Source organism: Bradyrhizobium sp. 155 (assembly GCF_023101105.1).
Lineage (GTDB): Bacteria > Pseudomonadota > Alphaproteobacteria > Rhizobiales > Xanthobacteraceae > Bradyrhizobium > Bradyrhizobium canariense_D.
On sequence record NZ_CP064704.1, the window covers coordinates 5,700,363 to 5,721,290 of the forward strand.

At 64.3% G+C, this 20,928-nt stretch carries 19 protein-coding genes; 7 read left to right on the forward strand and 12 right to left on the reverse strand.

Annotation, left to right across the window (positions count from 1 at the left end):
• The first annotated feature begins 236 nt into the window (after positions 1 to 236).
• The gene (locus IVA93_RS27570; protein WP_247363566.1) at positions 237 to 6,524 is read left to right on the forward strand and encodes a HAMP domain-containing protein; all 6,288 of its coding nucleotides are present in this window, start codon (positions 237 to 239) and stop codon (positions 6,522 to 6,524) included.
• Between the two features lie 13 nt (positions 6,525 to 6,537).
• Positions 6,538 to 8,028 carry an HWE histidine kinase domain-containing protein gene (locus tag IVA93_RS27575; RefSeq protein ID WP_018456201.1) on the forward strand — a complete coding sequence of 497 codons (1,491 nt, stop codon included), beginning with the start codon at positions 6,538 to 6,540 and terminating at the stop codon, positions 8,026 to 8,028.
• Here IVA93_RS27575 and IVA93_RS27580 read toward each other — a convergent pair.
• Positions 8,025 to 8,246 carry a hypothetical protein gene (locus IVA93_RS27580; protein ID WP_018456200.1) on the reverse strand — a complete coding sequence of 74 codons (222 nt, stop codon included), beginning with the start codon at positions 8,244 to 8,246 and terminating at the stop codon, positions 8,025 to 8,027. The two genes, IVA93_RS27575 and IVA93_RS27580, sit on opposite strands and share 4 nt — an antisense overlap.
• Before the next feature lie 138 nt (positions 8,247 to 8,384).
• Between IVA93_RS27580 and IVA93_RS27585 the strand changes: the two genes are divergently transcribed.
• Both IVA93_RS27585 and IVA93_RS27590 read left to right on the forward strand, forming a co-directional pair.
• On the forward strand, positions 8,385 to 8,642 hold the full coding sequence (locus IVA93_RS27585) for a hypothetical protein (RefSeq protein WP_018456199.1): 258 nt from the start codon (positions 8,385 to 8,387) through the stop codon (positions 8,640 to 8,642).
• A 94-nt stretch (positions 8,643 to 8,736) separates the two neighbouring features.
• Complete coding sequence (locus tag IVA93_RS27590; protein ID WP_018456198.1) at positions 8,737 to 8,985, forward strand: hypothetical protein; 249 nt, start codon at positions 8,737 to 8,739, stop codon at positions 8,983 to 8,985.
• Positions 8,986 to 9,115: 130 nt separating this feature from the next.
• Here the strand turns inward: IVA93_RS27590 and IVA93_RS27595 are convergent, their stop codons facing one another.
• Positions 9,116 to 9,325, reverse strand: coding sequence for a hypothetical protein (locus tag IVA93_RS27595; protein ID WP_039799669.1), 210 nt, complete (start codon positions 9,323 to 9,325; stop codon positions 9,116 to 9,118).
• Between the two features lie 18 nt (positions 9,326 to 9,343).
• Positions 9,344 to 9,565 (reverse strand): hypothetical protein, encoded by a 222-nt coding sequence (locus tag IVA93_RS27600; protein WP_018456196.1) that lies wholly within the window; start codon positions 9,563 to 9,565, stop codon positions 9,344 to 9,346.
• A gap of 115 nt (positions 9,566 to 9,680) precedes the next feature.
• Between IVA93_RS27600 and IVA93_RS27605 the strand changes: the two genes are divergently transcribed.
• Both IVA93_RS27605 and IVA93_RS27610 read left to right on the forward strand, forming a co-directional pair.
• The gene (locus tag IVA93_RS27605) at positions 9,681 to 9,875 is read left to right on the forward strand and encodes a DUF3072 domain-containing protein (protein ID WP_018456195.1); all 195 of its coding nucleotides are present in this window, start codon (positions 9,681 to 9,683) and stop codon (positions 9,873 to 9,875) included.
• 85 nt (positions 9,876 to 9,960) lie between these two features.
• Positions 9,961 to 10,278 carry a DUF6496 domain-containing protein gene (locus tag IVA93_RS27610; RefSeq protein ID WP_018456194.1) on the forward strand — a complete coding sequence of 106 codons (318 nt, stop codon included), beginning with the start codon at positions 9,961 to 9,963 and terminating at the stop codon, positions 10,276 to 10,278.
• A gap of 6 nt (positions 10,279 to 10,284) precedes the next feature.
• Here the strand turns inward: IVA93_RS27610 and IVA93_RS27615 are convergent, their stop codons facing one another.
• On the reverse strand, positions 10,285 to 10,659 hold the full coding sequence (locus IVA93_RS27615) for a hypothetical protein (protein WP_026233103.1): 375 nt from the start codon (positions 10,657 to 10,659) through the stop codon (positions 10,285 to 10,287).
• Positions 10,660 to 10,926: 267 nt separating this feature from the next.
• Complete coding sequence (locus tag IVA93_RS27620; RefSeq protein WP_247789275.1) at positions 10,927 to 12,465, reverse strand: Do family serine endopeptidase; 1,539 nt, start codon at positions 12,463 to 12,465, stop codon at positions 10,927 to 10,929.
• A 209-nt stretch (positions 12,466 to 12,674) separates the two neighbouring features.
• On the opposite strand from IVA93_RS27620, the gene IVA93_RS27625 reads away from it, so the two are divergent.
• Positions 12,675 to 13,511, forward strand: a complete 837-nt coding sequence (locus IVA93_RS27625; protein ID WP_018456191.1) for a universal stress protein — start codon at positions 12,675 to 12,677, stop codon at positions 13,509 to 13,511.
• A 114-nt stretch (positions 13,512 to 13,625) separates the two neighbouring features.
• On the opposite strand, the gene IVA93_RS27630 is transcribed toward IVA93_RS27625, so the two are convergent.
• The 7 genes from IVA93_RS27630 to tkt form a co-directional block, all read right to left on the reverse strand.
• Positions 13,626 to 13,838 (reverse strand): hypothetical protein, encoded by a 213-nt coding sequence (locus IVA93_RS27630; RefSeq protein ID WP_018456190.1) that lies wholly within the window; start codon positions 13,836 to 13,838, stop codon positions 13,626 to 13,628.
• Positions 13,839 to 14,118: 280 nt separating this feature from the next.
• Positions 14,119 to 14,856, reverse strand: coding sequence for a ribulose-phosphate 3-epimerase (gene rpe, locus IVA93_RS27635; RefSeq protein WP_018456189.1), 738 nt, complete (start codon positions 14,854 to 14,856; stop codon positions 14,119 to 14,121).
• Positions 14,853 to 15,788 carry a CbbX protein gene (cbbX, locus tag IVA93_RS27640; protein WP_018456188.1) on the reverse strand — a complete coding sequence of 312 codons (936 nt, stop codon included), beginning with the start codon at positions 15,786 to 15,788 and terminating at the stop codon, positions 14,853 to 14,855. The genes rpe and cbbX overlap by 4 nt, the downstream gene beginning before the upstream one ends.
• A 98-nt stretch (positions 15,789 to 15,886) precedes the next feature.
• Positions 15,887 to 16,294 (reverse strand): ribulose bisphosphate carboxylase small subunit, encoded by a 408-nt coding sequence (locus tag IVA93_RS27645; protein ID WP_018456187.1) that lies wholly within the window; start codon positions 16,292 to 16,294, stop codon positions 15,887 to 15,889.
• Between the two features lie 11 nt (positions 16,295 to 16,305).
• Complete coding sequence (locus IVA93_RS27650; RefSeq protein ID WP_085352576.1) at positions 16,306 to 17,766, reverse strand: form I ribulose bisphosphate carboxylase large subunit; 1,461 nt, start codon at positions 17,764 to 17,766, stop codon at positions 16,306 to 16,308.
• 31 nt (positions 17,767 to 17,797) lie between these two features.
• Entirely contained in the window at positions 17,798 to 18,883 is a 1,086-nt protein-coding gene (gene fba, locus IVA93_RS27655; RefSeq protein ID WP_018456185.1) for a class II fructose-bisphosphate aldolase, read from the reverse strand.
• Positions 18,884 to 18,897: 14 nt separating this feature from the next.
• The gene (gene tkt, locus IVA93_RS27660; protein ID WP_018456184.1) at positions 18,898 to 20,919 is read right to left on the reverse strand and encodes a transketolase; all 2,022 of its coding nucleotides are present in this window, start codon (positions 20,917 to 20,919) and stop codon (positions 18,898 to 18,900) included.
• Between the last annotated feature and the right edge of the window lie 9 nt (positions 20,920 to 20,928).

Consider the following 20,928-nt stretch of genomic DNA (forward strand, 5'->3'; position numbering starts at 1 on the left):
GTTCCGGAAGCGATGACCGAGGCCCGAACGGGCCCCCAAGGTGTCTTCCCTCGGCAGAAATCAGGAACCCAATGGAACCATTCCGAGGTATCGCTATTATGTTAATCGGGCTGAGCAAAGCAGGTTCCACGTCCTGGCGCCGTAACGTTGGCGCTTGATTTCGAATTTGGCTGACGCTCTATTTTGATAATCCGCGTCTTGCCTGGGAATCGGCTGACGCCTGCGGGGGACAAATTATGAGCGACCTCGATCCCGGATCTGCATCACGTTCCGGTCGTCGCGTTCCAAAGCCAAAAACCAACGGCATGTCGGAGCCCGATTCCCGGGCAGAATTGCTGCTCGCCCTGCAGGCCATGCGCAACGGCGATTTCTCCGTGCGCATGAGCGGCGACTATCTCGGCATCGACGGCAAGCTCGCCGACACTTTCAACGACATCATCGCCGCCAATCAGCGCATGGCGCAGCAGCTCGAACTGGTCGGCCAGGTGGTGGGCCGCGAGGGCAAGACCCGCCAGCGCGTGAAGTTTGGGCTGGCCTCCGGCTCCTGGGCCGACATGGAAGGCTCGGTCAATACGCTGATCGACGATTTGCTGTGGCCGACGCGCGAGGTGACGCGCGCGGTCGCAGCCGTGGCGCAGGGCGACCTGCTCCAGACCGTCAAGCTCGACGTCGATGGACGCCCCCTGCGCGGCGAATTCCTGCAGTCGGCGACCATCGTCAACACCATGATCAAGCAGCTCGGCGTGTTCACCTCCGAGGTGACGCGCGTGGCGCGCGAGGTCGGCACCGAAGGCAAGCTCGGCGGCCAGGCCCAGGTGCCTGAGGTGACCGGCGTCTGGAAGGATCTGACCGAGAGCGTCAACTCGATGGCGAACAACCTGACCAACCAGGTTCGCAACATCGCCGAGGTGACGATCGCAGTTGCGAACGGCGACCTCTCGAAGAAGATCACGGTCGACGTCCGCGGCGAGATCCTTCAGCTCAAGGAAGCCATCAACACGATGGTGGACCAGCTCCGCTCCTTTGCGTCGGAAGTGACGCGCGTGGCGCGCGAGGTCGGCACCGACGGCAAGCTTGGCGGCCAAGCCATCGTGCCAGGCGTCGCCGGCACCTGGAAGGATCTCACCGACAGCGTCAACGCGATGTGCGGCAATCTCACCGCACAGGTGCGCAACATCGCCAACGTCACCACCGCCGTGGCCCGCGGCGACCTGTCGCGCAAGATCACGGTGGACGTGCGCGGCGAAATCCTGGAGCTGAAGGACACCATCAACACCATGGTGGACCAGCTCAACTCGTTCGCCTCGGAAGTGACGCGCGTCGCGCGCGAGGTCGGCACCGAAGGCAAGCTCGGCGGCCAGGCCCAGGTGCCGGGCGTCGCCGGTACCTGGAAGGACCTCACCGACAACGTCAACTTCATGGCGTCGAACCTCACCGCGCAGGTCCGCAACATCGCCGACGTTGCCACCGCCATCGCGAGCGGCGACCTCTCCAAGAAGATCACGGTGAACGTCTCGGGCGAAATCCTTCAGTTGAAGGAAACGCTCAACACGATGGTCGACCAGCTCAACGCCTTCGCCGGCGAAGTCACGCGCGTCGCGCGCGAGGTCGGCACCGAGGGCCGGCTCGGCGGCCAGGCCAACGTGCTCGGCGTCGCCGGCACCTGGAAGGACTTGACCGAGAGCGTCAACTCGATGGCCTCGAACCTCACCGCGCAGGTCCGTAACATCGCCGAGGTGACGACCGCGGTCGCGGGCGGCGATTTGTCGAAAAAGATCACCGTCGATGTCCGCGGCGAGATCCTCGAGCTGAAAGACACCATCAACACCATGGTGGACCAGCTCAACGCCTTTGCCGGCGAAGTCACGCGCGTTGCCCGCGAGGTCGGCACCGAAGGCAAACTCGGCGGCCAGGCCCAGGTGCGCGGCGTCGCCGGCACCTGGAAGGATCTCACCGACAGCGTCAACTCGATGGCCTCGAACCTGACCGGCCAGGTCCGCAACATCGCCGAAGTCGCGACCGCGGTGGCCAAGGGCGATTTGTCGAAGAAGATTACCGTCAACGTGTCAGGCGAAATCCTTCAGCTGAAGGAAACGCTCAACACCATGGTGGACCAGCTCAACGCCTTCGCCGGCGAAGTCACGCGCGTCGCGCGCGAAGTCGGCACCGAAGGCAAGCTCGGCGGCCAGGCCGAAGTCCCCGGCGTCGCCGGCACCTGGAAGGACCTCACCGACAGCGTCAACTCGATGGCGGGCAACCTCACCGCCCAGGTCCGCAACATCGCCGAAGTTGCGACCGCGATCGCCGGCGGCGACTTGTCGCGCAAGATCACCGTGGACGTGCGCGGCGAGATCCTTCAGCTCAAGGACACGCTGAACACGATGGTCGACCAGCTCAACCGCTTCGCGGGCGAGGTGACGCGCGTGGCGCGCGAGGTCGGCACTGAAGGTCGGCTCGGCGGCCAGGCCAACGTGCCCGGCGTCGCCGGCACCTGGAAAGACCTCACCGACAGCGTCAACTCGATGGCGGGCAACCTCACCGCCCAGGTCCGCAATATCGCCGAAGTCACCACTGCCGTGGCGCGCGGCGACCTCTCGCGCAAGATCACCGTCGACGTCCGTGGCGAGATTTTGGAGCTGAAGAATACCATCAACACCATGGTGGACCAGCTCAACGGCTTTGCCGGTGAAGTGACGCGCGTCGCGCGCGAAGTCGGCACCGAAGGCAAGCTCGGCGGCCAGGCCGAGGTGCCCGGCGTTGCCGGCACCTGGAAGGATCTCACCGACAACGTCAACTTCATGGCCTCGAACCTCACGGCGCAGGTCCGCAACATCGCCGAGGTCGCGACCGCGATCGCCGGCGGCGACCTGTCGAAGAAGATCACGGTGGACGTGCGCGGCGAAATTCTGCTGCTCAAGGACACCTTGAACACCATGGTCGAGCAGCTCCGCTCCTTCGCCGCCGAAGTGACGCGCGTCGCGCGCGAGGTCGGCACCGAGGGCCGGCTCGGCGGCCAGGCCGTCGTGCCCGGCGTCGGCGGCACCTGGAAGGACCTCACCGACAACGTCAACCTGCTGGCCGCGAACCTCACCACCCAGGTCCGCAACATCGCCGAAGTCACCACCGCCGTCGCGCGCGGCGACCTGTCGCGCAAGATCACCGTCGACGTGAAGGGCGAAATTCTCGAGCTCAAGAACACCATCAACACCATGGTGGACCAGCTCAATGCCTTCGCCGGCGAAGTGACGCGCGTTGCCCGCGAGGTCGGCACCGAAGGCGAACTCGGCGGCCAGGCCCAGGTGCCCGGCGTCGCCGGCACCTGGAAGGATCTCACCGACACGGTCAACTTCATGGCGGCGAACCTGACCGAGCAGGTCCGCGGCATCGTCAAGGTGGTGACCGCGGTCGCCAACGGCGATCTCAAGCAGAACCTCACCGTGAAATCGAAAGGCGAGGTCGCGGCGCTCGCCGACACCATCAACAACATGACCGAGACGCTCGCGACTTTCGCCGACCAGGTGACGTCGGTGGCGCGCGAGGTCGGCGTCGAGGGCAGGCTCGGTGGTCAGGCCGACGTGCCTGGCGCCGCGGGCACCTGGAAGGACCTCACCGGCAACGTCAATTTGCTGGCAGCCAACCTCACCTCGCAGGTGCGCGCGATTGCGGAAGTGGCGACCGCCGTGACCAAGGGCGACCTGACGCGGTCGATCCAGGTCGACGCCCGCGGCGAGGTCGCAGAGCTGAAAGACAACATCAACACGATGATCACGAACCTCCGTCTCACGACGGACGTGAACACCGAGCAGGATTGGCTGAAGACCAATCTGGCGAAATTCACCAACATGCTTCAGGGCCAGCGCGACCTCACCACCGTCGGTCGCCTGCTGCTGACCGAATTGTCGCCGCTGGTGAATGCGCATACCGGCGTGATCTACCAGGTCGAGAATGAAGAGAATCCGCGGCTCCTGCTGCTTGCCTCCTATGCCGGCGACGGCGTCTATCCGTATCCGCGCGTGCTGCCATTCGGCGATGGCCTGATCGGCCAATGCGCGCTCGACCGGCGCCCGCGCGTGATTGCGGACATTCCGGCCGACGTGGTGCCGATCAATTCGGCGCTGCTTCGCGTCGCGCCGAAGAACCTCGTGGTGCTGCCGGTGCTGTTCGAAGGCCAGGTCAAGGCGGTCATCGAGCTCGCCTCGCTCACCTCCTTCACCACCTCGCAGATGACCTTCCTGGAGCAGCTTACGGACTCGATCGGCATTGTGCTCAACTCGATCGAGGCGACGATGCAGACCGAGGGCCTGCTCAAGCAGTCGCAGCAGCTCGCCGGCGAGCTCCAGACCCAGCAGCGCGAATTGCAGCAGACCAACGACCAGCTCGAACAGAAGGCGCAGCAGCTCGCCGAGCGCAACGTCGAAGTCGAGCGCAAGAACCAGGAGATCGAGCAGGCCCGGCGCGCACTGGAGGAAAAGGCGACCGAGCTCGCACTGACCTCGAAGTACAAGTCCGAATTCCTGGCCAATATGAGCCACGAGCTGCGCACGCCGCTGAACTCGATCCTGATCCTCGGCCAGCAGCTCACCGACAATCCGGACGGCAATCTTACCGGCAAGCAGGTCGAATTCGCCCGCACCATCCATGGCGCCGGCACCGACCTGCTCAATCTCATCAGCGACATTCTCGATCTTTCCAAGATCGAGTCCGGTACGGTGACGGTCGACGCCGAGGAAATCCTGACCGCGAATCTGCTCGAGACGGTCGGGCGGCCGTTCCGTCACGAGGCGGAGAACCGCAATTTGTCGTTCAAGATCGACGTCGATCCGAATCTTGCGCGCAGCCTCGTCACCGATTCCAAGCGCCTGCAGCAGGTTTTGAAGAACCTGCTCTCCAACGCCTTCAAGTTCACCGCCGAGGGCGAAGTGCGCCTGAAGGTCGCCGCCGCGGTCGGCGGCTGGGGCACGGATCATCCCGTGCTGAACTCGGCGCCGGCCGTGATCGCATTCGAAGTGTCCGATACCGGCATCGGCATTCCGCTGGAGAAGCAGAAGCTGATCTTCGAGGCGTTCCAGCAAGCGGATGCCGGCACCAGTCGCAAATATGGCGGTACCGGCCTCGGCCTTGCGATCAGCCGCGAACTCGCAAGCCTGCTCGGCGGCGAGATCCACCTGCGCAGCTTGCCGGGCAAGGGCTCGTGCTTCACGCTTTACCTGCCGCTGAAATATTCCGGCCCGACGCTCGCGCCCCGCGCAACGCCCCAACAGAGCCAGCCGCCGGCGCTGCAGCCCGCGACAGCCGAACCGCAGCGCGTGATCGAGCAGCTTCCCGACGACCGGCTCAACCTCGAACCCGGCGATAGCATCCTCCTGATCGTCGAGGACGACCCGCACTACGCGCGCGTGTTGGTCGACCTCGCCCGCGACAAGGGATTCAAGGTGCTGGTCGCGGCCCGCGGCGCGGAGGCGCTGGAGCTTGCAAAGCAGTACCAGCCGAGGGCTGTCTCGCTCGACGTATTCCTGCCGGATATGCTCGGCTGGACCGTGTTGAGCCAGCTCAAGCACAATCCGCTGACCCGCCACATCCCCGTGCAGATCATCACGCTCGACGAGGACCGCCAGCATGCGCTGGCGCGCGGCGCCTTCTCCTTCGTCAACAAGCCGACGACGACCGAGGGTGTCTCGGCCGCGCTGACCCAGATCAAGGAATATGCGCGACCGCGGCGCAAGCGGCTGCTCATTGTCGAGGACAACGAGGCCGAGCAGCTCTCGATCCGCGAGCTCCTGCATCACGACGACATCGAGATCGTGACGACCGGCACCGGTGCCGACGCGCTCTCGATGCTGCGTGAGAACCCCTGTGATTGCGTCGTGCTCGACCTGCGCCTGCCCGACATGACCGGCTTCGAGGTGCTGGACCAGATCCGCAATGACGAGGCGCTCTCGAACGTTCCGGTGGTCGTCTTCACCGGCCGCGAGCTGTCGGCCGAGGAAGATGCGGAGCTCCACACCATGGCGCGGAGCATCGTGGTCAAGGGCGTGGAATCGCCGGAGCGCCTGCTCGACGAGACCGCGCTGTTCCTGCACCGCGTGATCACGGAGTTGCCGATCGAGAAGCAGCGCATGCTCGAGAAGCTGAACAGTTCCGACGAAGACCTGATCGGCAAGACCGCCCTGCTCGTCGACGACGACGCCCGCAACATCTTTGCGCTGTCGAGCGTGCTGGAGCGGCGCGGCATGAAGGTGCTGACGGCCACGACTGGCAACGAGGCGGTGGCCCTGGTCGAATCCAACCCGGAGATCGCCATCGTGCTGATGGACATCATGATGCCGCAGATGGATGGCTATCAGACCATCGGCGTCATTCGTGAAAACCCCACCTTCGCCCGTCTTCCGATCATCGCGTTGACGGCCAAGGCCATGAAGGGCGACCGCGAGAAATGCCTCGAGGCCGGCGCGTCCGACTATCTCGCCAAACCCGTCAACACCGATCAATTGCTGCTTGCAATCCGCATGTGGCTGCACCGCTGAGTTGGATGCCCGTATGGACCACGAAAAGGTCAACATCCTCCTCGTCGACGACCAGCCGGCCAAGCTGCTCGCCTATGAGGTGATCCTGAAGGATCTCGGCCAGAACCTCGTGATCGCCTCGTCCGGTCGCGAGGCTCTGGAGGTGCTGCTCAAGACCGAGATCGCGGTGATCCTGGTCGACGTCTGCATGCCCGAGCTCGACGGCTTCGAGCTCGCCGCGATGATCCGCGAGCACCCGCGCTTCCAGAAGACCGCGATGATCTTCATCTCGGCCATTCAAGTCAGCGACATCGACCGCCTGCGCGGCTACGAGATGGGCGCCGTCGACTACGTCCCGGTGCCGGTCGTGCCGGAGGTGCTGCGCGCCAAGGTCAAGGTGTTTGCAGAGCTCTATCGCAAGACGCGCGAGCTCGAACGGCTGAATCAGGACCTCGAGGACCGCGTGCGTGCACGCACCGCCGAGCTTGAGAATTCCACAGCAAAGCTGCGCGAGAGCGAAGAGCGGCGCAGCATGGCGATCGCCGCCGGCAAGATGGGCTCCTGGGACTGGGACTGGATCACCGGCGACTGGATGTGGGACGAGGGACAATACCGCATCTTTGGTGTTGGCCCGGAGAGCTTCGAGGTGAATCCGGCCAACGTTCAGGCGCTGTTGCATCCGGATGACGTCGATCAGTTGCGCAAGGCGATCGCCGAATTCAACAAGGGCACGCGCTCCTATGAAACGGAGTTCCGCATCGTGCGGCCCGACGGCGATGTGCGCTGGTGTGTCGGCACGGCCGCCGCCACGGTTGACGATAGCGGTCGGGTCATGCGCGTCAGCGGCGTGACGGTGGACATCACCGAACGCAAGCGCGCCGAGGAACGGCAGACTCTCCTGGCGCGGGAAGTCGATCATCGCGCCAAGAATGCGCTGGCGCTGGCGCAATCGATCGTGCGCCTCACCCGCGCCGACGAGGTCAAAGCCTATGTCAGCGCCGTCGAGGGACGCATCAATGCACTGGCGCGCGTGCACACGATCCTGTCGCTATCGAGCTGGCAGGGCGCCGAACTCTCGAAGCTGATCGACGAGGAGCTTGCGCCCTATTCCCTCGGCGGCCAGATCAAATTGGCGGGGTCGGAAGTTCAGTTGCTGCCGGCAACCGCCCAGACGCTGGCGCTGGCGCTGCATGAGCTTTTCACCAACTCGGCGAAATATGGCGCGCTCTCGACGCGGAAGGGACGGCTCGCAATCGGCTGGCAGGTCGAGGACGAGCTGCTCACGCTGACCTGGGAGGAATCCGGCGGCCCGCTCGTCATGACGCCGAAATCCCGCGGCTTTGGTACGCGGAGCCTGCTTGCGAGCGTCGAGTCCCAGCTCGGCGGGCAGGCGCGATTCGATTGGCGCGCCGAGGGTCTGCTGTGCCGGCTCGAGGTGCCGTTGGTCCGCAAGACTGCCGCGACGACCGCGCCCGGCAACTTCGAAGCCGCCAGCTCCGCCGAATTGCAGCGCGCTTCCGGCTAACCGGAGGCCGCACTCTTCCTGCGCTGCGTCGTTTGCGGCTCGCGCGCGACCCGTCCTTCGAGCCAGGCTTCTGTTTGGGCGAGATCGCGCAGAGCCTTGGCATAGCGGCACGCCGCGCTTCGCTCCGCGCCGCGGGGCAGCTTGCGCGCTTTGCGGAGGATGTCCGCAGCGGCATTACGATAAGCCAGAGAGCGATAGAGAAAGACCACCTTACCCATATCGAATGTTCCCGTGTTGCGCGGTCATTCTCGCCCACCCGGCATGAACGTCGGATGAAGCGGACGATGACAATTCCTTCATGCGGGTGGAACCGGCGCGTGTCGCAGGCGTTGCATGCGAGATTGGGATAGAGTTCCATGCGCGCGAAGAAGTCGTCTGACCTGATCTCTCCCAGCGGGCTCGTCAAGCTGATGACGCACGCGATGATGGGCGCAGCCTTAGGACTCGCTTTCAGCCTCTTGCTCGTGCTGTCCAATCCCGGCGTCGCCAATTTGCTGAGTCACGGCGGAAGGCAGGCCGTTGTCGTTTTCGCCCTCACCTTGGTGACGACGTTCGCGATCGGCGCGACACTGACCGGCGTCGTTTTCATCCTGGCCGAGGACAAGCAATCTTGAACTATGCGTGCTTTACCGGAATTCTTTGTTCGGAACTCCTGCGACGAATGGCAGTTGGCTGCCTGCGTCAATTCAACTCAGGGAGTTCCCGCAGATGAAGACCACCAAGCTCGCTCTTGCCGTGATGTTGGCAACCGGCCTCGCCGCTGCACCGTTCGCCGTGCAGGCCAAGTCGCACAAGGCAAAACACGGATCATCGATGTCATCGTCGCAGACCACCACGGGCGCCAACACCAAGTCCTCCAAGGGTGCTGATCCCTCCGGTCAGGGCGGCTCCGGCCCCGGCTCCGACCAGGGCGGCACCATGACGAACAACAAAGCCGGCATGAGCAACACCAAGTAGGCGTTCGTCGAAAACACGAAGGCCCCGCGATCGCGGGGCCTCTTGCTTTGGTATTCGAACAGACTTCTCTCGGGCCGCTTCGTCAACATGCGGTATCGACGAGCCCCGCACCTCGCGTTGCGCGTAGGCTTCAGCTACGATGGCTGCCCAGGATGTCAGGATGAACGCCTGCAGGATCTGACTTCACCAGATGGTCGAGTCGTGCGCGCTTGCGCGCGATCAAGAGCTGGGCCGCGGCGTCGTCGAGCCCCTCGCGTTGCAGCTGCCGGATGGCAGAGCCCAGTTCGAGAATCTCGGCGCGCAGCTTTAGAATCCGGTATGCATCCGGATCTTCCTCCACCATGCGCTCCCAAGGCTCTCAGCGGCGCGCGATCACGCGCAGAGGACTACCTGATGTCTTCGCGGAACGAAGGCGCATCCTATCGCGGACATTCGGCAGGACATCGCCGCCACCTGCAGCCTTCCATTCGCCGATCAGCAGATTGATTTTCCGGCGCAGATCCATCTGCGCCAGGGCCTTCTCCGTGCAGTCCCGATCGCGCTCGACAAGCTCGCGTACGGCCGCCTCGACATCGGCCATTTCCAGCCTCAAGGCGCTGATTTTACGTCGAATTTCATTAATTTTGTTGTCCATGACTTGTTAGAACAAAATAAGAACATATAGTCAAGTCACGATTTCAGAAGGGAGAAGCGACATGCAGGTTCAAGGTAAATACGATGCCAAGTCTTTCCTCACCGAGCAGATGACGCGGGCGCAGGGCCTCCGGCTGAAACGGCTGAGCGAAGAGGCGTATCAGCCCGCGCAATACGCGCGGGATCTGTCCTCCAGCGAGGCAGCACGGCGCATTCAGGTGCTGGAAGCGGAGATCGAGCTGGCGGATTCGTTCTAGGCTAGGTCGCCCATCCGGAACGTTGCTTGCGCTTTCGGAACCATGCCTGTCCCGGATTGTTTTCCCAGGCCAAGGGAGAACATGCATGGCACGCAAGGCAAAGAAGCGCCGCTACTCGCGCAGCTCCGGCAGCGATGTCGAAGGCGAGATGAAGCGCTACAAGAAGGGGACCGCGAAAAGCGGACCGGGCGGTCGAGGCGGACGCGTGAAGAGCCGCAAGCAGGCAATCGCGATCGGCCTGTCGAAAGCGCGCAAGAAGGGCAAGAAGGTCCCGAAGAAGGCCGCGAAACGAAAGACGTCCAAGAAGACGTCAAAGAAGACATCTCGGAAAACATCCAAGAAGACTTCGAGAAAGAGTTCGAAGAAGACGTCGAAGCGCAAATCCTCCAAACGGTCGCGCTGACCTCAGTCAGATCATGCTGCCCGGCATGAAGCAGCGGATCGAAACGCCGAACGCGGTCTTCACCGGCCACACCATGGTGCGGCCGGCCCGGTTCGGCTCGGTGATCACGGCTTCGTCCGGTACCTCGACCCACTCGCCGTCGAGCCGCACGCGGTAATGTCCATTGTGCGAGTCCCAATCGGGATCGGCGACCGCAAACCCATCCGCATCCGAGCAGCACGGACCGAGATGGCTGCGCAGGCCGTCGAACCACGGCTTGAGAGGTGAGTCCGCGTAGCGGCCGTCGTCGCGCCCGAGAGCGTTTCCACCCCATAGCACGAGTGGCGCTACCAACGGCGCCACAAGCAGCGCACTTCTCAGCGAGAGCTTCAATCGATCCATGTCGGCACCGATCAAATACGAATTGCCGGCCGGCTCAGCGGCGGCAAGTTCGAAGTTCCACGCTTGCAATCGTCGGCGGCTTCATTGCCGCCGAGTCCGTACGAGATCCGCAATTGTGATGAGCGAACACGGCTTTTTCGGACGAAACCGGGTCATCCTCCCTGCCGTTAACGAGAATGTTATCGGCGATGTGCGGAAATCCTGAAGGCGAACGGGAAAGGCGGCCCGAAGGCCGCCTTTTTGGAGTTGCGCCGATCGACGTTCGCCTTATGCGAGCGGCACCGCCACGAACCGGGTCGTCTGCGCGCTTCTGACCTGCAGCAGCACGCTGCGCTTGCCGGACGATTTCGCTTGCGCCAGCTCCGAACGGACATCGCCGATATTGGCGACGGCCTTGCCGCCCACGTTGAGGATGACGTCGCCGGTCTGGATGCCGCGTTGCGCGGCCGGGCGTTGCGGATCGACTTCAGTGACGACGACGCCCTTCTGGCCGGCGCCCTGCACGTCGCCGGCCGGAGCCAGGCTGAGCCCGAGACGCGGCGGCATGCCGGCATCTGGCTGAGACTTGCCCTCGTCGGCTCTAGCCTGCCGCTCGTTCGGCAACTCGCCAAGCGCCAGTGTCACCGTCTTGCTGTCGCCTTTGTGGACGACATCGAGCTTCACGGACGTGCCCGGCGCCAGGGTGGCGATGGTGCGGGCGAGATCGCGGGAATCCTTGATCGCGGTGCCATTGACGGCGGTGATGACGTCGCCCGCCTCGATGCCCGCCTTCGCCGCCGGGCTGCCGTCCTGCGGATTGTCAACGATCGCACCGCGCGCCTCCTTGAGGCCGAGACTGTCGGCGATATCCGACGTCACCGGCTGCACCTGCACGCCGAGCCAGCCGCGTGTGACCGCGCCCTTGTCCTTCAACTGTGCGACGACGAGCTTTGCGGTCGAAGCCGGAATGTCGAAGCCGATGCCGACCGAGCCGCCGGAGGGCGAGAAGATCGCGGTGTTCACGCCGATCACGTTGCCGTTCATGTCGAAGGCCGGCCCGCCGGAATTGCCCTTGTTGATCGGCGCGTCGATCTGGATGAAGTCGTCATAGGGACCATTACCGATGTCGCGGCCGCTGGCCGAGACGATGCCGGCGGTCACGGTGCCGCCGAGGCCGAAGGGATTGCCGACCGCGACCACCCAGTCGCCGATACGCGGCTTCTGGTCGGAGAATTTGACGAACGGAAAATCCTTCTTGCCCTCGACCTTGATCAGCGCGAGATCCGTCTTCGGATCGGTGCCGACCACTTTCGCGCTGTAGATGGTGCCGTCGTCCATCGTCACTTGCACCGATTCGGCGTGATCGACGACGTGGTTGTTGGTCACGGCATAGCCGTCGGCGGAGATGAAGAAGCCGGAGCCCTCACCCGTGATCATCTGGCGGCGCTGGCGCGGCATGCCCTCCATGCCACCCGGGCCGCGGAAGCCGAATTGCCGCGAGAACTGGTCGAACGGCGTCGCCTCGTCCGAATCCATCCGGTTCTGTTGCAGCATCGCGCTCTTATCATTGTCCTGGTCGATCCTGACCCGCACCGAAATGACGGCGGGTTTGACCTTGCTGACGAGGTCGCCGAAGCCCGGCGGTGTCGCGGCGGTCTCCGCGGCCTGGGCGGGCGCAATGAAGGAGGTCGCGCTGAACGGCGAAGAGCCGGGAGCAGTCGCCAGCACGGCCACGCCAAGCGCGGCCACGGTGCCGAGCAGCGCGAGCCGGCGCGGCCTCAGGACCTTGCGGGACGTTGTGGTGTCGGAATTGACGTGATCGCTCATGTCGATATGTCCATGTTGGGTAAGTCGCCTTGCACCCAACATGGTGGTCGCCACCTTACAGCGTCCCGTCCACGCGATTAAATCTTGGCAAAGTAGCCGGGCCGGCGATACGGCCAAAGGTCAAGGCTGCACGTTTGATGCAGCTCAACGCGGGCCATGCGCACCGTGGAAGACTGCGGCCACCGGATGATGTCCATCGGAGGCACGTCATGTACAAAGACATTCTCGTCCACATCCCCACCGAGCGGCCGATCCGCCCGGTGATCGACGGCTCGATCTCGCTCGCAGCGGGCCTCAACGCCCATCTCGATGCAGTCGCGGTTGGCTATGTGGCAACCAGTGCGGCCTATATCATGGAGGGCGGCGCTGCGGTGGCGGCGGTGTTCGAGATGGAGCGCGAGAGTGCAGTGGAGCGGGCCGAGGCGGCGCTCGCGGTATTCAAGAGCAAAGCGATGAACGCCGGCATTTCCTACACATGCCACCCACTCGGGGCGATGCCGGGGGATGCGGTCGGCTTGCTCGGCGAGATGGCGCGGCTGCACGATCTCAGCATCGTGCTCCAGCCGGATCCGGCGCAAGGCTCACTCGACAACGATGTGCCCGGCGAGATCCTGTTCCAGGCGGGTGGCCCGGTGCTTTTCCTGCCCTACACCTTCCATGGAGCGTTCAAGGCGAAACGGATCGGCATCTGCTGGGATGGCAGCCGCCTCGCCGCGCGCGCTATGCGCGACGCCGCACCATTCCTGGCCCGCGCCGAGGAGATCGTGATCATTGCGATCAACGAAACAGATATGGTTCCCGAGGAAGTCTCGACGCGCAATCTGGCAAGGCATCTCGGCCGGCGCGGACTGTCGACCCGCACGGTCAACCTGTCGGCCCCGCGCTCTGACATTCAGCCGACCATGCTGTCGCTGGCAGCCGATGAGAACCTGGATGTTCTGATCATGGGCGGCTACGGCCATTCGCGTTTGCAGGAGCGGTTCCTCGGCGGCGTCACCCGCGCCATGCTGGAAGCCATGACCGTCCCGACGCTGATGTCGCATTAATCGAGGGCTTATCCAGGTCGGGCCGGTCACAAGCCTTGTCGTTCGGGCTGACAACCGCGTCTTGAGCGGTGCCGGCGTCGGCAAGTTCAGGTCATATTCGAACAAGTTGGACCGTCACGCCGCGGCGGGTCTCTCCCACGCCGTGGCCTCGACGCCGTCCTCGTCTTGTTGCGCATTGCACGCGTCGAAATGCGCCTTGAGTTCGACTTCGGCGAGATGTTCGAAATGTTCGGCCTGGCCGAGCAGTTCCCAGCTCTGGAGCGGCCGGTAGGCGGCCTGCTGACGACAGAGGGACGCTAGCGCGCGGTAGCGACGTACGTTGTCCATGAGACCCTCCCTCGCATTCACAGAGCTTATTGCCCTTATTTGCGTCAGGGCGATGGCGGTTGTGCAAAAGATTTGCTGCGCCCGCCGCGCGCTTGACTCGCTTGTTTCTAGGCAAACGCGTATCGAGGCGAAAGTTCCAATCAGCGCGGACTCAACCGCTTCGGACCTTACCGCAGGCCAAGGCTAGGGTTGTGGGTCATCCTCGTATATCTGCAGTGCAAAGGGGCACGCCCTGGCACACCCCATTACGGTGCCGGCTCGCCCGCCTGTATCCGGCAGTCTACCGGATGAGCGCGGGCTCACCGGCACGCATTGTCTGCGCCGAACTATGTTGCAGCATCGGAACCCTGCCGGCTTCCGCAGCGGCGCGGATGGCCGCGATGTTGCCGGCATAGTCCGCGCTGCTCTTGCCGCGAAACACGGCGGAGCCCGCTACAAGCGTATCGGCGCCCGCAGCGGCCACGGCGGCGGCATTGTCGCGCGTGATGCCACCGTCAACCTCGAGTCGGATCGGCCGGTCGCCTATCATGCTTCGAATACGCCCGATCTTCTCGAGTTGGGATTCGAGGAAGGACTGGCCGCCAAAGCCCGGATTGACCGTCATCACCAGGACGAGGTCGAGGCGATCGAGCACATATTCGATCGTGCTTTCGGGAGTCGCGGGACACAGGCTGACGCCGGCTTTCTTGCCGAGCGCGCGGATGGCCTGGAGCGAGCGATCGAGGTGCGGACCGGCTTCGGCATGCACCGTGATGACATCCGCGCCGGCCTTCGCGAACGCTTCGAGATAGGGATCGGCGGGCGCGATCATGAGATGCACGTCGAACATTTTCTTCGTCAGCGGCCGGATCGCCCTGATGACGTCCGCGCCATAACTGATGTTCGGGACGAAATGCCCGTCCATGACGTCGCAGTGAATCCAGTCGGCACCCGCCGCATCGATCGCCACGATCTCCTCGCCGAGGCGGGCGAAATTCGCAGCCAGGATTGACGGCGCGATGAGGATTTCTCTCGTCATGGCTTCGCACTCCCCTGCGCGTCCGCACCGCCGCTGAAGACGCGGCTCGCCAGGACGTCCATGGGATCGATCGTTTCGAGGTCGGCGATATCGAGCATGCGGTCGAGATCGGACACCAGCCGATCGGCCTGCCGCAGGCGGATGCGGTCGACGGCGTTGCGGATCGAGCGCGCATTGGAGAAGAACGGCTGGGTCCGACGTAGCGCGATGTATTTCTCGAACGCCTCGCGCGCCGCCGCCGAGAGGCGATAACCCCGTTCCTTCAGCATCAGCTCGGCGATGACGAGCAGCTCGGCTTCCGCATAGTCCGGAAAGTCGATGTGATGCGCGATCCGCGAACGGAAGCCGGGATTAGAGGCAAAGAAGCTCGTCATCCGCTCGCCATAGCCGGCAAGGATCACGACGAGGTCCTCGCGCTGGTTTTCCATCACCTGGAGCAGGATCTCGATCGCCTCCTGGCCGTAGTCGCGCTCGTTGTCGGGACGGTGCAGATAATAGGCCTCGTCGATGAACAGCACGCCGCCCATCGCCTTCTTCAGGATCTCCTTGGTCTTCGGCGCGGTGTGGCCGATATACTGGCCGACCAAATCGTCGCGCGTCACCGAGATCACCTGCCCGCGCCGCACGAAACCGAGGCCGTGCAGGATCTTTGCCATGCGCAGCGCGACCGTCGTCTTGCCGGTGCCGGGATTGCCGGTAAACGACATATGCAGCGTCGGTGGCGACGAAGCCAATCCCGCACGCTGCCGGATACGTTCGATCAGCAAGAGCGACGCGATCTGGCGCACGCGGCTCTTCACCGGCTTCAATCCGATCAGCTCCTGCTCGAGCTGCTGCAGCGTGCCCGTGATTCCAGCCTCTTCGGCCTCCTTGCGGAGATCGAAACTGGTCTCGCCGGGCTCAGTGGTCATGGCGTGGGGAACATCCAGCATCGGCACCTCGAAGAAAAGGGCTTCGCCGCGGGGGAGCGGCGAAGCAGTGGTCCGCCAAGGAAACGGAGCAGGGAGTGCTCCGCGCGGAGGAGAATGACTTAGGTTGGTGCGTGCGCGAGCTGCCGGCGCACGGTGGTGTAGCGGATCGCGCGTCCGCTCACCTCCTGCCGCACCAGCTCGAACTCGGCTTCCTGCGGCGGGCGGTTGACGATGAACGAGATCCGCACCGATTCCCAGCCATGGCTGGAGTCGAAGCCGCTGAGGCGGATGTATCGGTCGCCATACACTCTGCGGCATTCGGCGAGCTCCATCATCACGCCGGCGGCGTCCTGGAGATCGAACATCGGCAGGCCCCACATCTCCCAATAGGTGTTGCGGGGATGCGGATCGTCGGTGAACTCGATGTTCACCGCCCAGCCGTTGGTCAGGCAATACTGCACCTGCTTGGTGATCTGGTCGTCGGTCAGATCGGGCAGGAATGAGAAGCAGCCTTGGGTCAGCTTCATGTCAAATCTCCTCAAACGGTTTCGAGCGCGGTCGGCACGAAGTCCGGCGTGTCGGTGGATTCATAATTGAAGGAGACGTCCTTCCAAACCTCAAGTGCAGCTTTCAGCGGCGTACAGGTCTCGGCCGCCCTGGCCAGGATCTCCGGTCCTTCGTGGACGTAGTCGCGGCCCTCGTTGCGGGCGAGGATCATCGCTTCCAGCGCCACACGGTTGGCGATCGCGCCGGCCGCGATGCCCATGGGATGGCCGATGGTGCCGCCGCCGAACTGGAGCACGACGTCCTCGCCGAGCAGGTCGAGCAGCTGGTGCATCTGGCCGGCATGGATGCCGCCGGAGGCGACCGGCATCATCTTGTTCAGGCTCGCCCATGACTGGTCGAAGAACAGGCCGTGTTCGAGCTTGGCCGGGTTGAAGTCTTCGCGACAGACATCGTAATAGCCGCGCGTGGTGTTGGGATCGCCTTCGAGCTTGCCGACCACGGTGCCGGCATGGATGTGATCGACGCCGGCGAGCCGCATCCACTTGGCGATGACGCGGAACGACACCCCATGGCTTTTCTGCCGCGTGTAGGTCGAGTGACCGGCGCGATGCAGATGCAGGATCATGTCGTTGCGGCGCGCCCATTTCGCCATCGACTGGATTGCGGTGTAGCCGATCACGAGATCGATCATGACGATGCAGGACCCGAGCTCCTTCGCGAACTCGGCGCGCTCGTACATATCCTCCATGGTTCCCGCGGTGATATTCAGGTAGGTCCCCTTGGCCTCACCGGAGGCCGCCTGCGCCCGGTTCACCGCCTCCATGCAATAAAGGAAGCGGTCGCGCCAGTGCATGAACGGCTGCGAGTTGATGTTCTCGTCATCCTTGGTGAAGTCGAGCCCGCCCTTCAGCGCCTCGTAGACCACGCGACCGTAATTGCGGCCCGAGAGGCCGAGCTTAGGCTTGACGGTCGCGCCGAGCAGCGGCCTGCCGAACTTGTCGAGCCGCTCGCGCTCGACCACGATGCCGGTGGCCGGTCCCTGGAACGTCTTCACATACGCGACCGGGAAACGCATGTCCTCCAGCCGCAGCGCCTTCAGTGGCTTGAAGCCAAATACGTTGCCGATGATCGAGGCCGAGAGGTTGGCGATCGAGCCCGGCTCGAACAGGTCGAGGTCATAGGCGATGTAGGCGAAGTACGAGCCCGGCGTGCCCGGCACCGGATCGACGCGGTAGCATTTCGCGCGATACTTCTCGGCGGCGGTCAACCGATCGGTCCACACCACCGTCCAGGTCGCGGTCGAGGATTCGCCGGCGACTGCGGCTGACGCCTCGATCGGATCGACGCCCTCTTGCGGCGTGACGCGGAACAGCGCGATGACGTCGGTGTCCTTGGGCACGTAGTCGGGCTCCCAATAGCCCATGCGCTTGTATTCCATCACGCCCGATCGATATCTTTCCTTGCCGCGGACGGTTCCTGCATGTGCATTCATGGCTCTCTCCTGCTCTTCTCTCTCTGAATGATTAGGCCGCGACGGGCTCGCGGGCGTCGACGCGCGGATCGAGATCGCCGGCGCGGTAGCGCCGCGCCATCTCGCTCAAGGGAACGACCTTGATACCGCTGGCGTGGCCTGCGGTGCCGAACTGCTCGAAGCGCTCGCGGCAGAGCTCGCGCATCGCATCCATGGCGGGCTTGAGAAATTTGCGCGGATCGAACTCGGAGCGCGTTTGCGCGGCCACTTTCCGGAACACCGCGGTCATTGCCAGCCGGCAGTCGGTGTCGATATTGACCTTGCGCACGCCGCTCGTGATGCCGCGGACGATCTCCTCGACCGGCACGCCCCAGGTCTGCGGCATCTCGCCGCCAAACTGGTTGAACATGTCCTGGAGGGGCTGCGGCACAGAGGAAGAGCCGTGCATCACGAGATGCGTGTTCGGCAGCCGGCGATGAATCTCCTCGACCACCCGCATCGCCAGAATGTCGCCGTCCGGCTTGCGGCTGAACTTGTAGGCGCCGTGCGAGGTGCCCATCGCGATCGCGAGCGCATCGACTTTGGTGGCGCGGACGAAGTCGACCGCCTGGTCGGGATCCGTGAGCAACTGATCATGGCTGACCGTGCCTTCGACGCCGTGACCGTCCTCCTGCTCGCCGCCCCCATGCTCGAGCGAGCCGAGCACGCCGAGCTCGCCTTCGACGGAGGCACCGACCCAATGCGCGAGATCGACGACGCGGCGGGTGATCGCAACGTTGTAGTCGTAGTCGGCCGCGGTCTTGGCGTCGGCCTTGAGCGAGCCGTCCATCATCACCGAGGTGAAGCCATGGGCGATCGCGGACGCGCAGGTCGCCTCGTCATTGCCATGGTCCTGGTGCAGGCAGAGCGGGATGTCTGGATAGGTCCGCTCCAGCGCATCGATCATGTGCGAGAGCATGAGGTCGCCGGCATAGCTGCGCGCGCCGCGCGAAGCCTGGATGATGACGGGCGCGTCGACCTCGGCCGCCGCCTGCATGATCGCGATGCCCTGCTCCATGTTGTTGATGTTGAACGCCGGCACCGCGTAGCCGTGACTGGCGGCGTGGTCGAGCAGCTGACGAAGAGTGATACGGGCCACGACAAATCCTCCTGTTATTGCTTGCCGGCGCGGGCCATCGCCCGCCGGGCGGCTTCCGCAACGCCTTGCGGCGTGATGCCGAATTCGCGGTAGAGCACCGGGGCCGGCGCCGAAGCGCCGAAGCCGCGCATGCCGACGAATTCGCCCTCGGTGCCGATCCAGCGGTGCCAATCGCCGACGACTGCCGCCTCGATGCCAACCCGCGGCGCGGTGCCGAGCACAGCGGCGCGGTAATCCTCCGGCTGCTCCTCGAACAACGCGAAGCAGGGCGCGGAGACCACGGCCGCACGGACGTGCTCGGTAGCGAGCAGGCGGGCCGCCTCCAGCGCAATAGACACTTCCGAACCCGTTGCGATGAGCGTCACGTCGCGGCCACCGTCCGGCGAAACGATCAGATAGGCGCCGCGTGCGACGCGGTTCCTCCCGCGGACATCGCTGCGGAAGGTCGGCAGCGCCTGACGGGACAGGCACAGCACGGAGGGACGATTTTCAGCTTGGAGCGCGCAGTCCCATGCTTCCAGCGTCTCAACCGCGTCGGCCGGCCGGAAAACAAGCAGGTTCGGAATGACGCGGAGCGCTGCGAGATGCTCGACCGGTTGGTGCGTGGGGCCGTCCTCACCGAGGCCAATGGAGTCATGGGTCATCACATGAATGACGCGGATCCGCATCAAGGCCGCAAGGCGGATCGCCGGCCGGCTGTAATCGGAGAACGCGAGGAAGGTGCCGCCATAGGGAATGAAGCCCCCGTACAGCGCGAGGCCGTTCATCGCGGCCGCCATGCCATGCTCGCGGATGCCGTAATGGATGTAATCGCCGGCGAACGCGTCGCGCTTGACCGGGGTCTGCGCCTTGGCATGCGTCAGGTTCGAATGCGTGAGATCCGCCGAGCCGCCGACAAATCCGGGAATCGTCTCGGCGATGCCGTCGAGCACCTGTTGCGACGCCTGCCGCGTCGCGAGCTTCGGACGCTCGGTGGCAAAGCGCTCGCGCAATTTCGCCGAGGCCTGGGCATAGGCGTTCGGCAGGGCAACCGCCTTGCCCTCGATAAACAGGTCGCGCTGCTCGGGCGTCGCGCATTCATAGCGATCGAGCCAGGCGAGACGCTCGACCTGCCCGCGCTGCCCGATCATCCGCCATGCTTTCAGGATCGTGACAGGCACCACGAAGGGCTGATAGTCCCAGCCGAGCGTTCGCCGCGCCGCGGCCGTCTGCTCCGTGCCGAGCGGCGCGCCATGCGCCTTCTCGGTGCCCTGACGATCCGGCGCGCCGAAGCCGATGATGGTGCGGCAGGCGATCAGCGACGGTCTTGTGCTCTCACGCTCCTCGGCAATCGCCTGCGCAACTGCTTCGGGATCGTGCCCGTCAACACCGCGCACCGACCAGCCGGAGGCAGCGAAGCGCGCGAGCTGGTCATCGGAGGTCGCAAGCGAGGTCGGGCCGTCAATGGATATGCCGTTGTCGTCGAACAGCACGATCAGGCGGCCCAGCCCGAGATGCCCGGCGAGCGAGATCGCTTCCTGGCTGATGCCTTCCATCAGACAGCCGTCGCCGGCGATGACGTACGTGAAATGATCGACGAGGCCGTCGCCATGTTGCGCATTGGCCATGCGCTCGGCGAGTGCCATGCCGACCGCGGTCGCAATCCCCTGCCCCAGCGGACCGGTCGTCGTCTCGACGCCCGGCGTATGGCCGTATTCCGGATGGCCCGGCGTCTTCGAGCCCCATTGCCGGAACGCCTTGATGTCATCGAGGCTGACGTCGCCGCCGGTGAGATGGAGCAATGCATAGAGCAGCATCGAGCCATGGCCCGCCGACAGCACGAAGCGATCGCGATCCGGCCAATGGGGGTGAGCCGAGTCGAACTTCAGGAAGCGCGAGAACAGCACGGTGGCGACATCGGCCATGCCCATGGGCAGTCCGGGGTGGCCGGACTGCGAAGTCTCGATGGCGTCGACCGCGAGGAAGCGGACGGCGTTGGCGAGATCGCCATGCGATACCGCCGTGAGGTCAGCGTCGGCGTGGACGGAGATGTTCATCGGATCCTC

Bases quoted from the DNA above. Each gene is read 5' to 3' on its own strand.
- IVA93_RS27625 (WP_018456191.1), top strand. From the start codon at position 12,675: ATGTACAAAGACATTCTCGTCCACATCCCCACCGAGCGGCCGATCCGC.
- rpe (WP_018456189.1), bottom strand. From the start codon at position 14,856: ATGACGAGAGAAATCCTCATCGCGCCGTCAATCCTGGCTGCGAATTTC.
- IVA93_RS27620 (WP_247789275.1), bottom strand. From the start codon at position 12,465: ATGAGCGATCACGTCAATTCCGACACCACAACGTCCCGCAAGGTCCTG.
- IVA93_RS27645 (WP_018456187.1), bottom strand. From the start codon at position 16,294: ATGAAGCTGACCCAAGGCTGCTTCTCATTCCTGCCCGATCTGACCGAC.
- IVA93_RS27570 (WP_247363566.1), top strand. From the start codon at position 237: ATGAGCGACCTCGATCCCGGATCTGCATCACGTTCCGGTCGTCGCGTT.
- IVA93_RS27585 (WP_018456199.1), top strand. From the start codon at position 8,385: ATGCGCGCGAAGAAGTCGTCTGACCTGATCTCTCCCAGCGGGCTCGTC.
- IVA93_RS27610 (WP_018456194.1), top strand. From the start codon at position 9,961: ATGGCACGCAAGGCAAAGAAGCGCCGCTACTCGCGCAGCTCCGGCAGC.
- IVA93_RS27600 (WP_018456196.1), bottom strand. From the start codon at position 9,565: ATGGCCGATGTCGAGGCGGCCGTACGCGAGCTTGTCGAGCGCGATCGG.
- IVA93_RS27650 (WP_085352576.1), bottom strand. From the start codon at position 17,766: ATGAATGCACATGCAGGAACCGTCCGCGGCAAGGAAAGATATCGATCG.
- IVA93_RS27630 (WP_018456190.1), bottom strand. From the start codon at position 13,838: ATGGACAACGTACGTCGCTACCGCGCGCTAGCGTCCCTCTGTCGTCAG.
- IVA93_RS27590 (WP_018456198.1), top strand. From the start codon at position 8,737: ATGAAGACCACCAAGCTCGCTCTTGCCGTGATGTTGGCAACCGGCCTC.
- cbbX (WP_018456188.1), bottom strand. From the start codon at position 15,788: ATGCTGGATGTTCCCCACGCCATGACCACTGAGCCCGGCGAGACCAGT.
- IVA93_RS27575 (WP_018456201.1), top strand. From the start codon at position 6,538: ATGGACCACGAAAAGGTCAACATCCTCCTCGTCGACGACCAGCCGGCC.
- IVA93_RS27605 (WP_018456195.1), top strand. From the start codon at position 9,681: ATGCAGGTTCAAGGTAAATACGATGCCAAGTCTTTCCTCACCGAGCAG.
- IVA93_RS27615 (WP_026233103.1), bottom strand. From the start codon at position 10,659: ATGGATCGATTGAAGCTCTCGCTGAGAAGTGCGCTGCTTGTGGCGCCG.
- IVA93_RS27580 (WP_018456200.1), bottom strand. From the start codon at position 8,246: ATGGGTAAGGTGGTCTTTCTCTATCGCTCTCTGGCTTATCGTAATGCC.
- tkt (WP_018456184.1), bottom strand. From the start codon at position 20,919: ATGAACATCTCCGTCCACGCCGACGCTGACCTCACGGCGGTATCGCAT.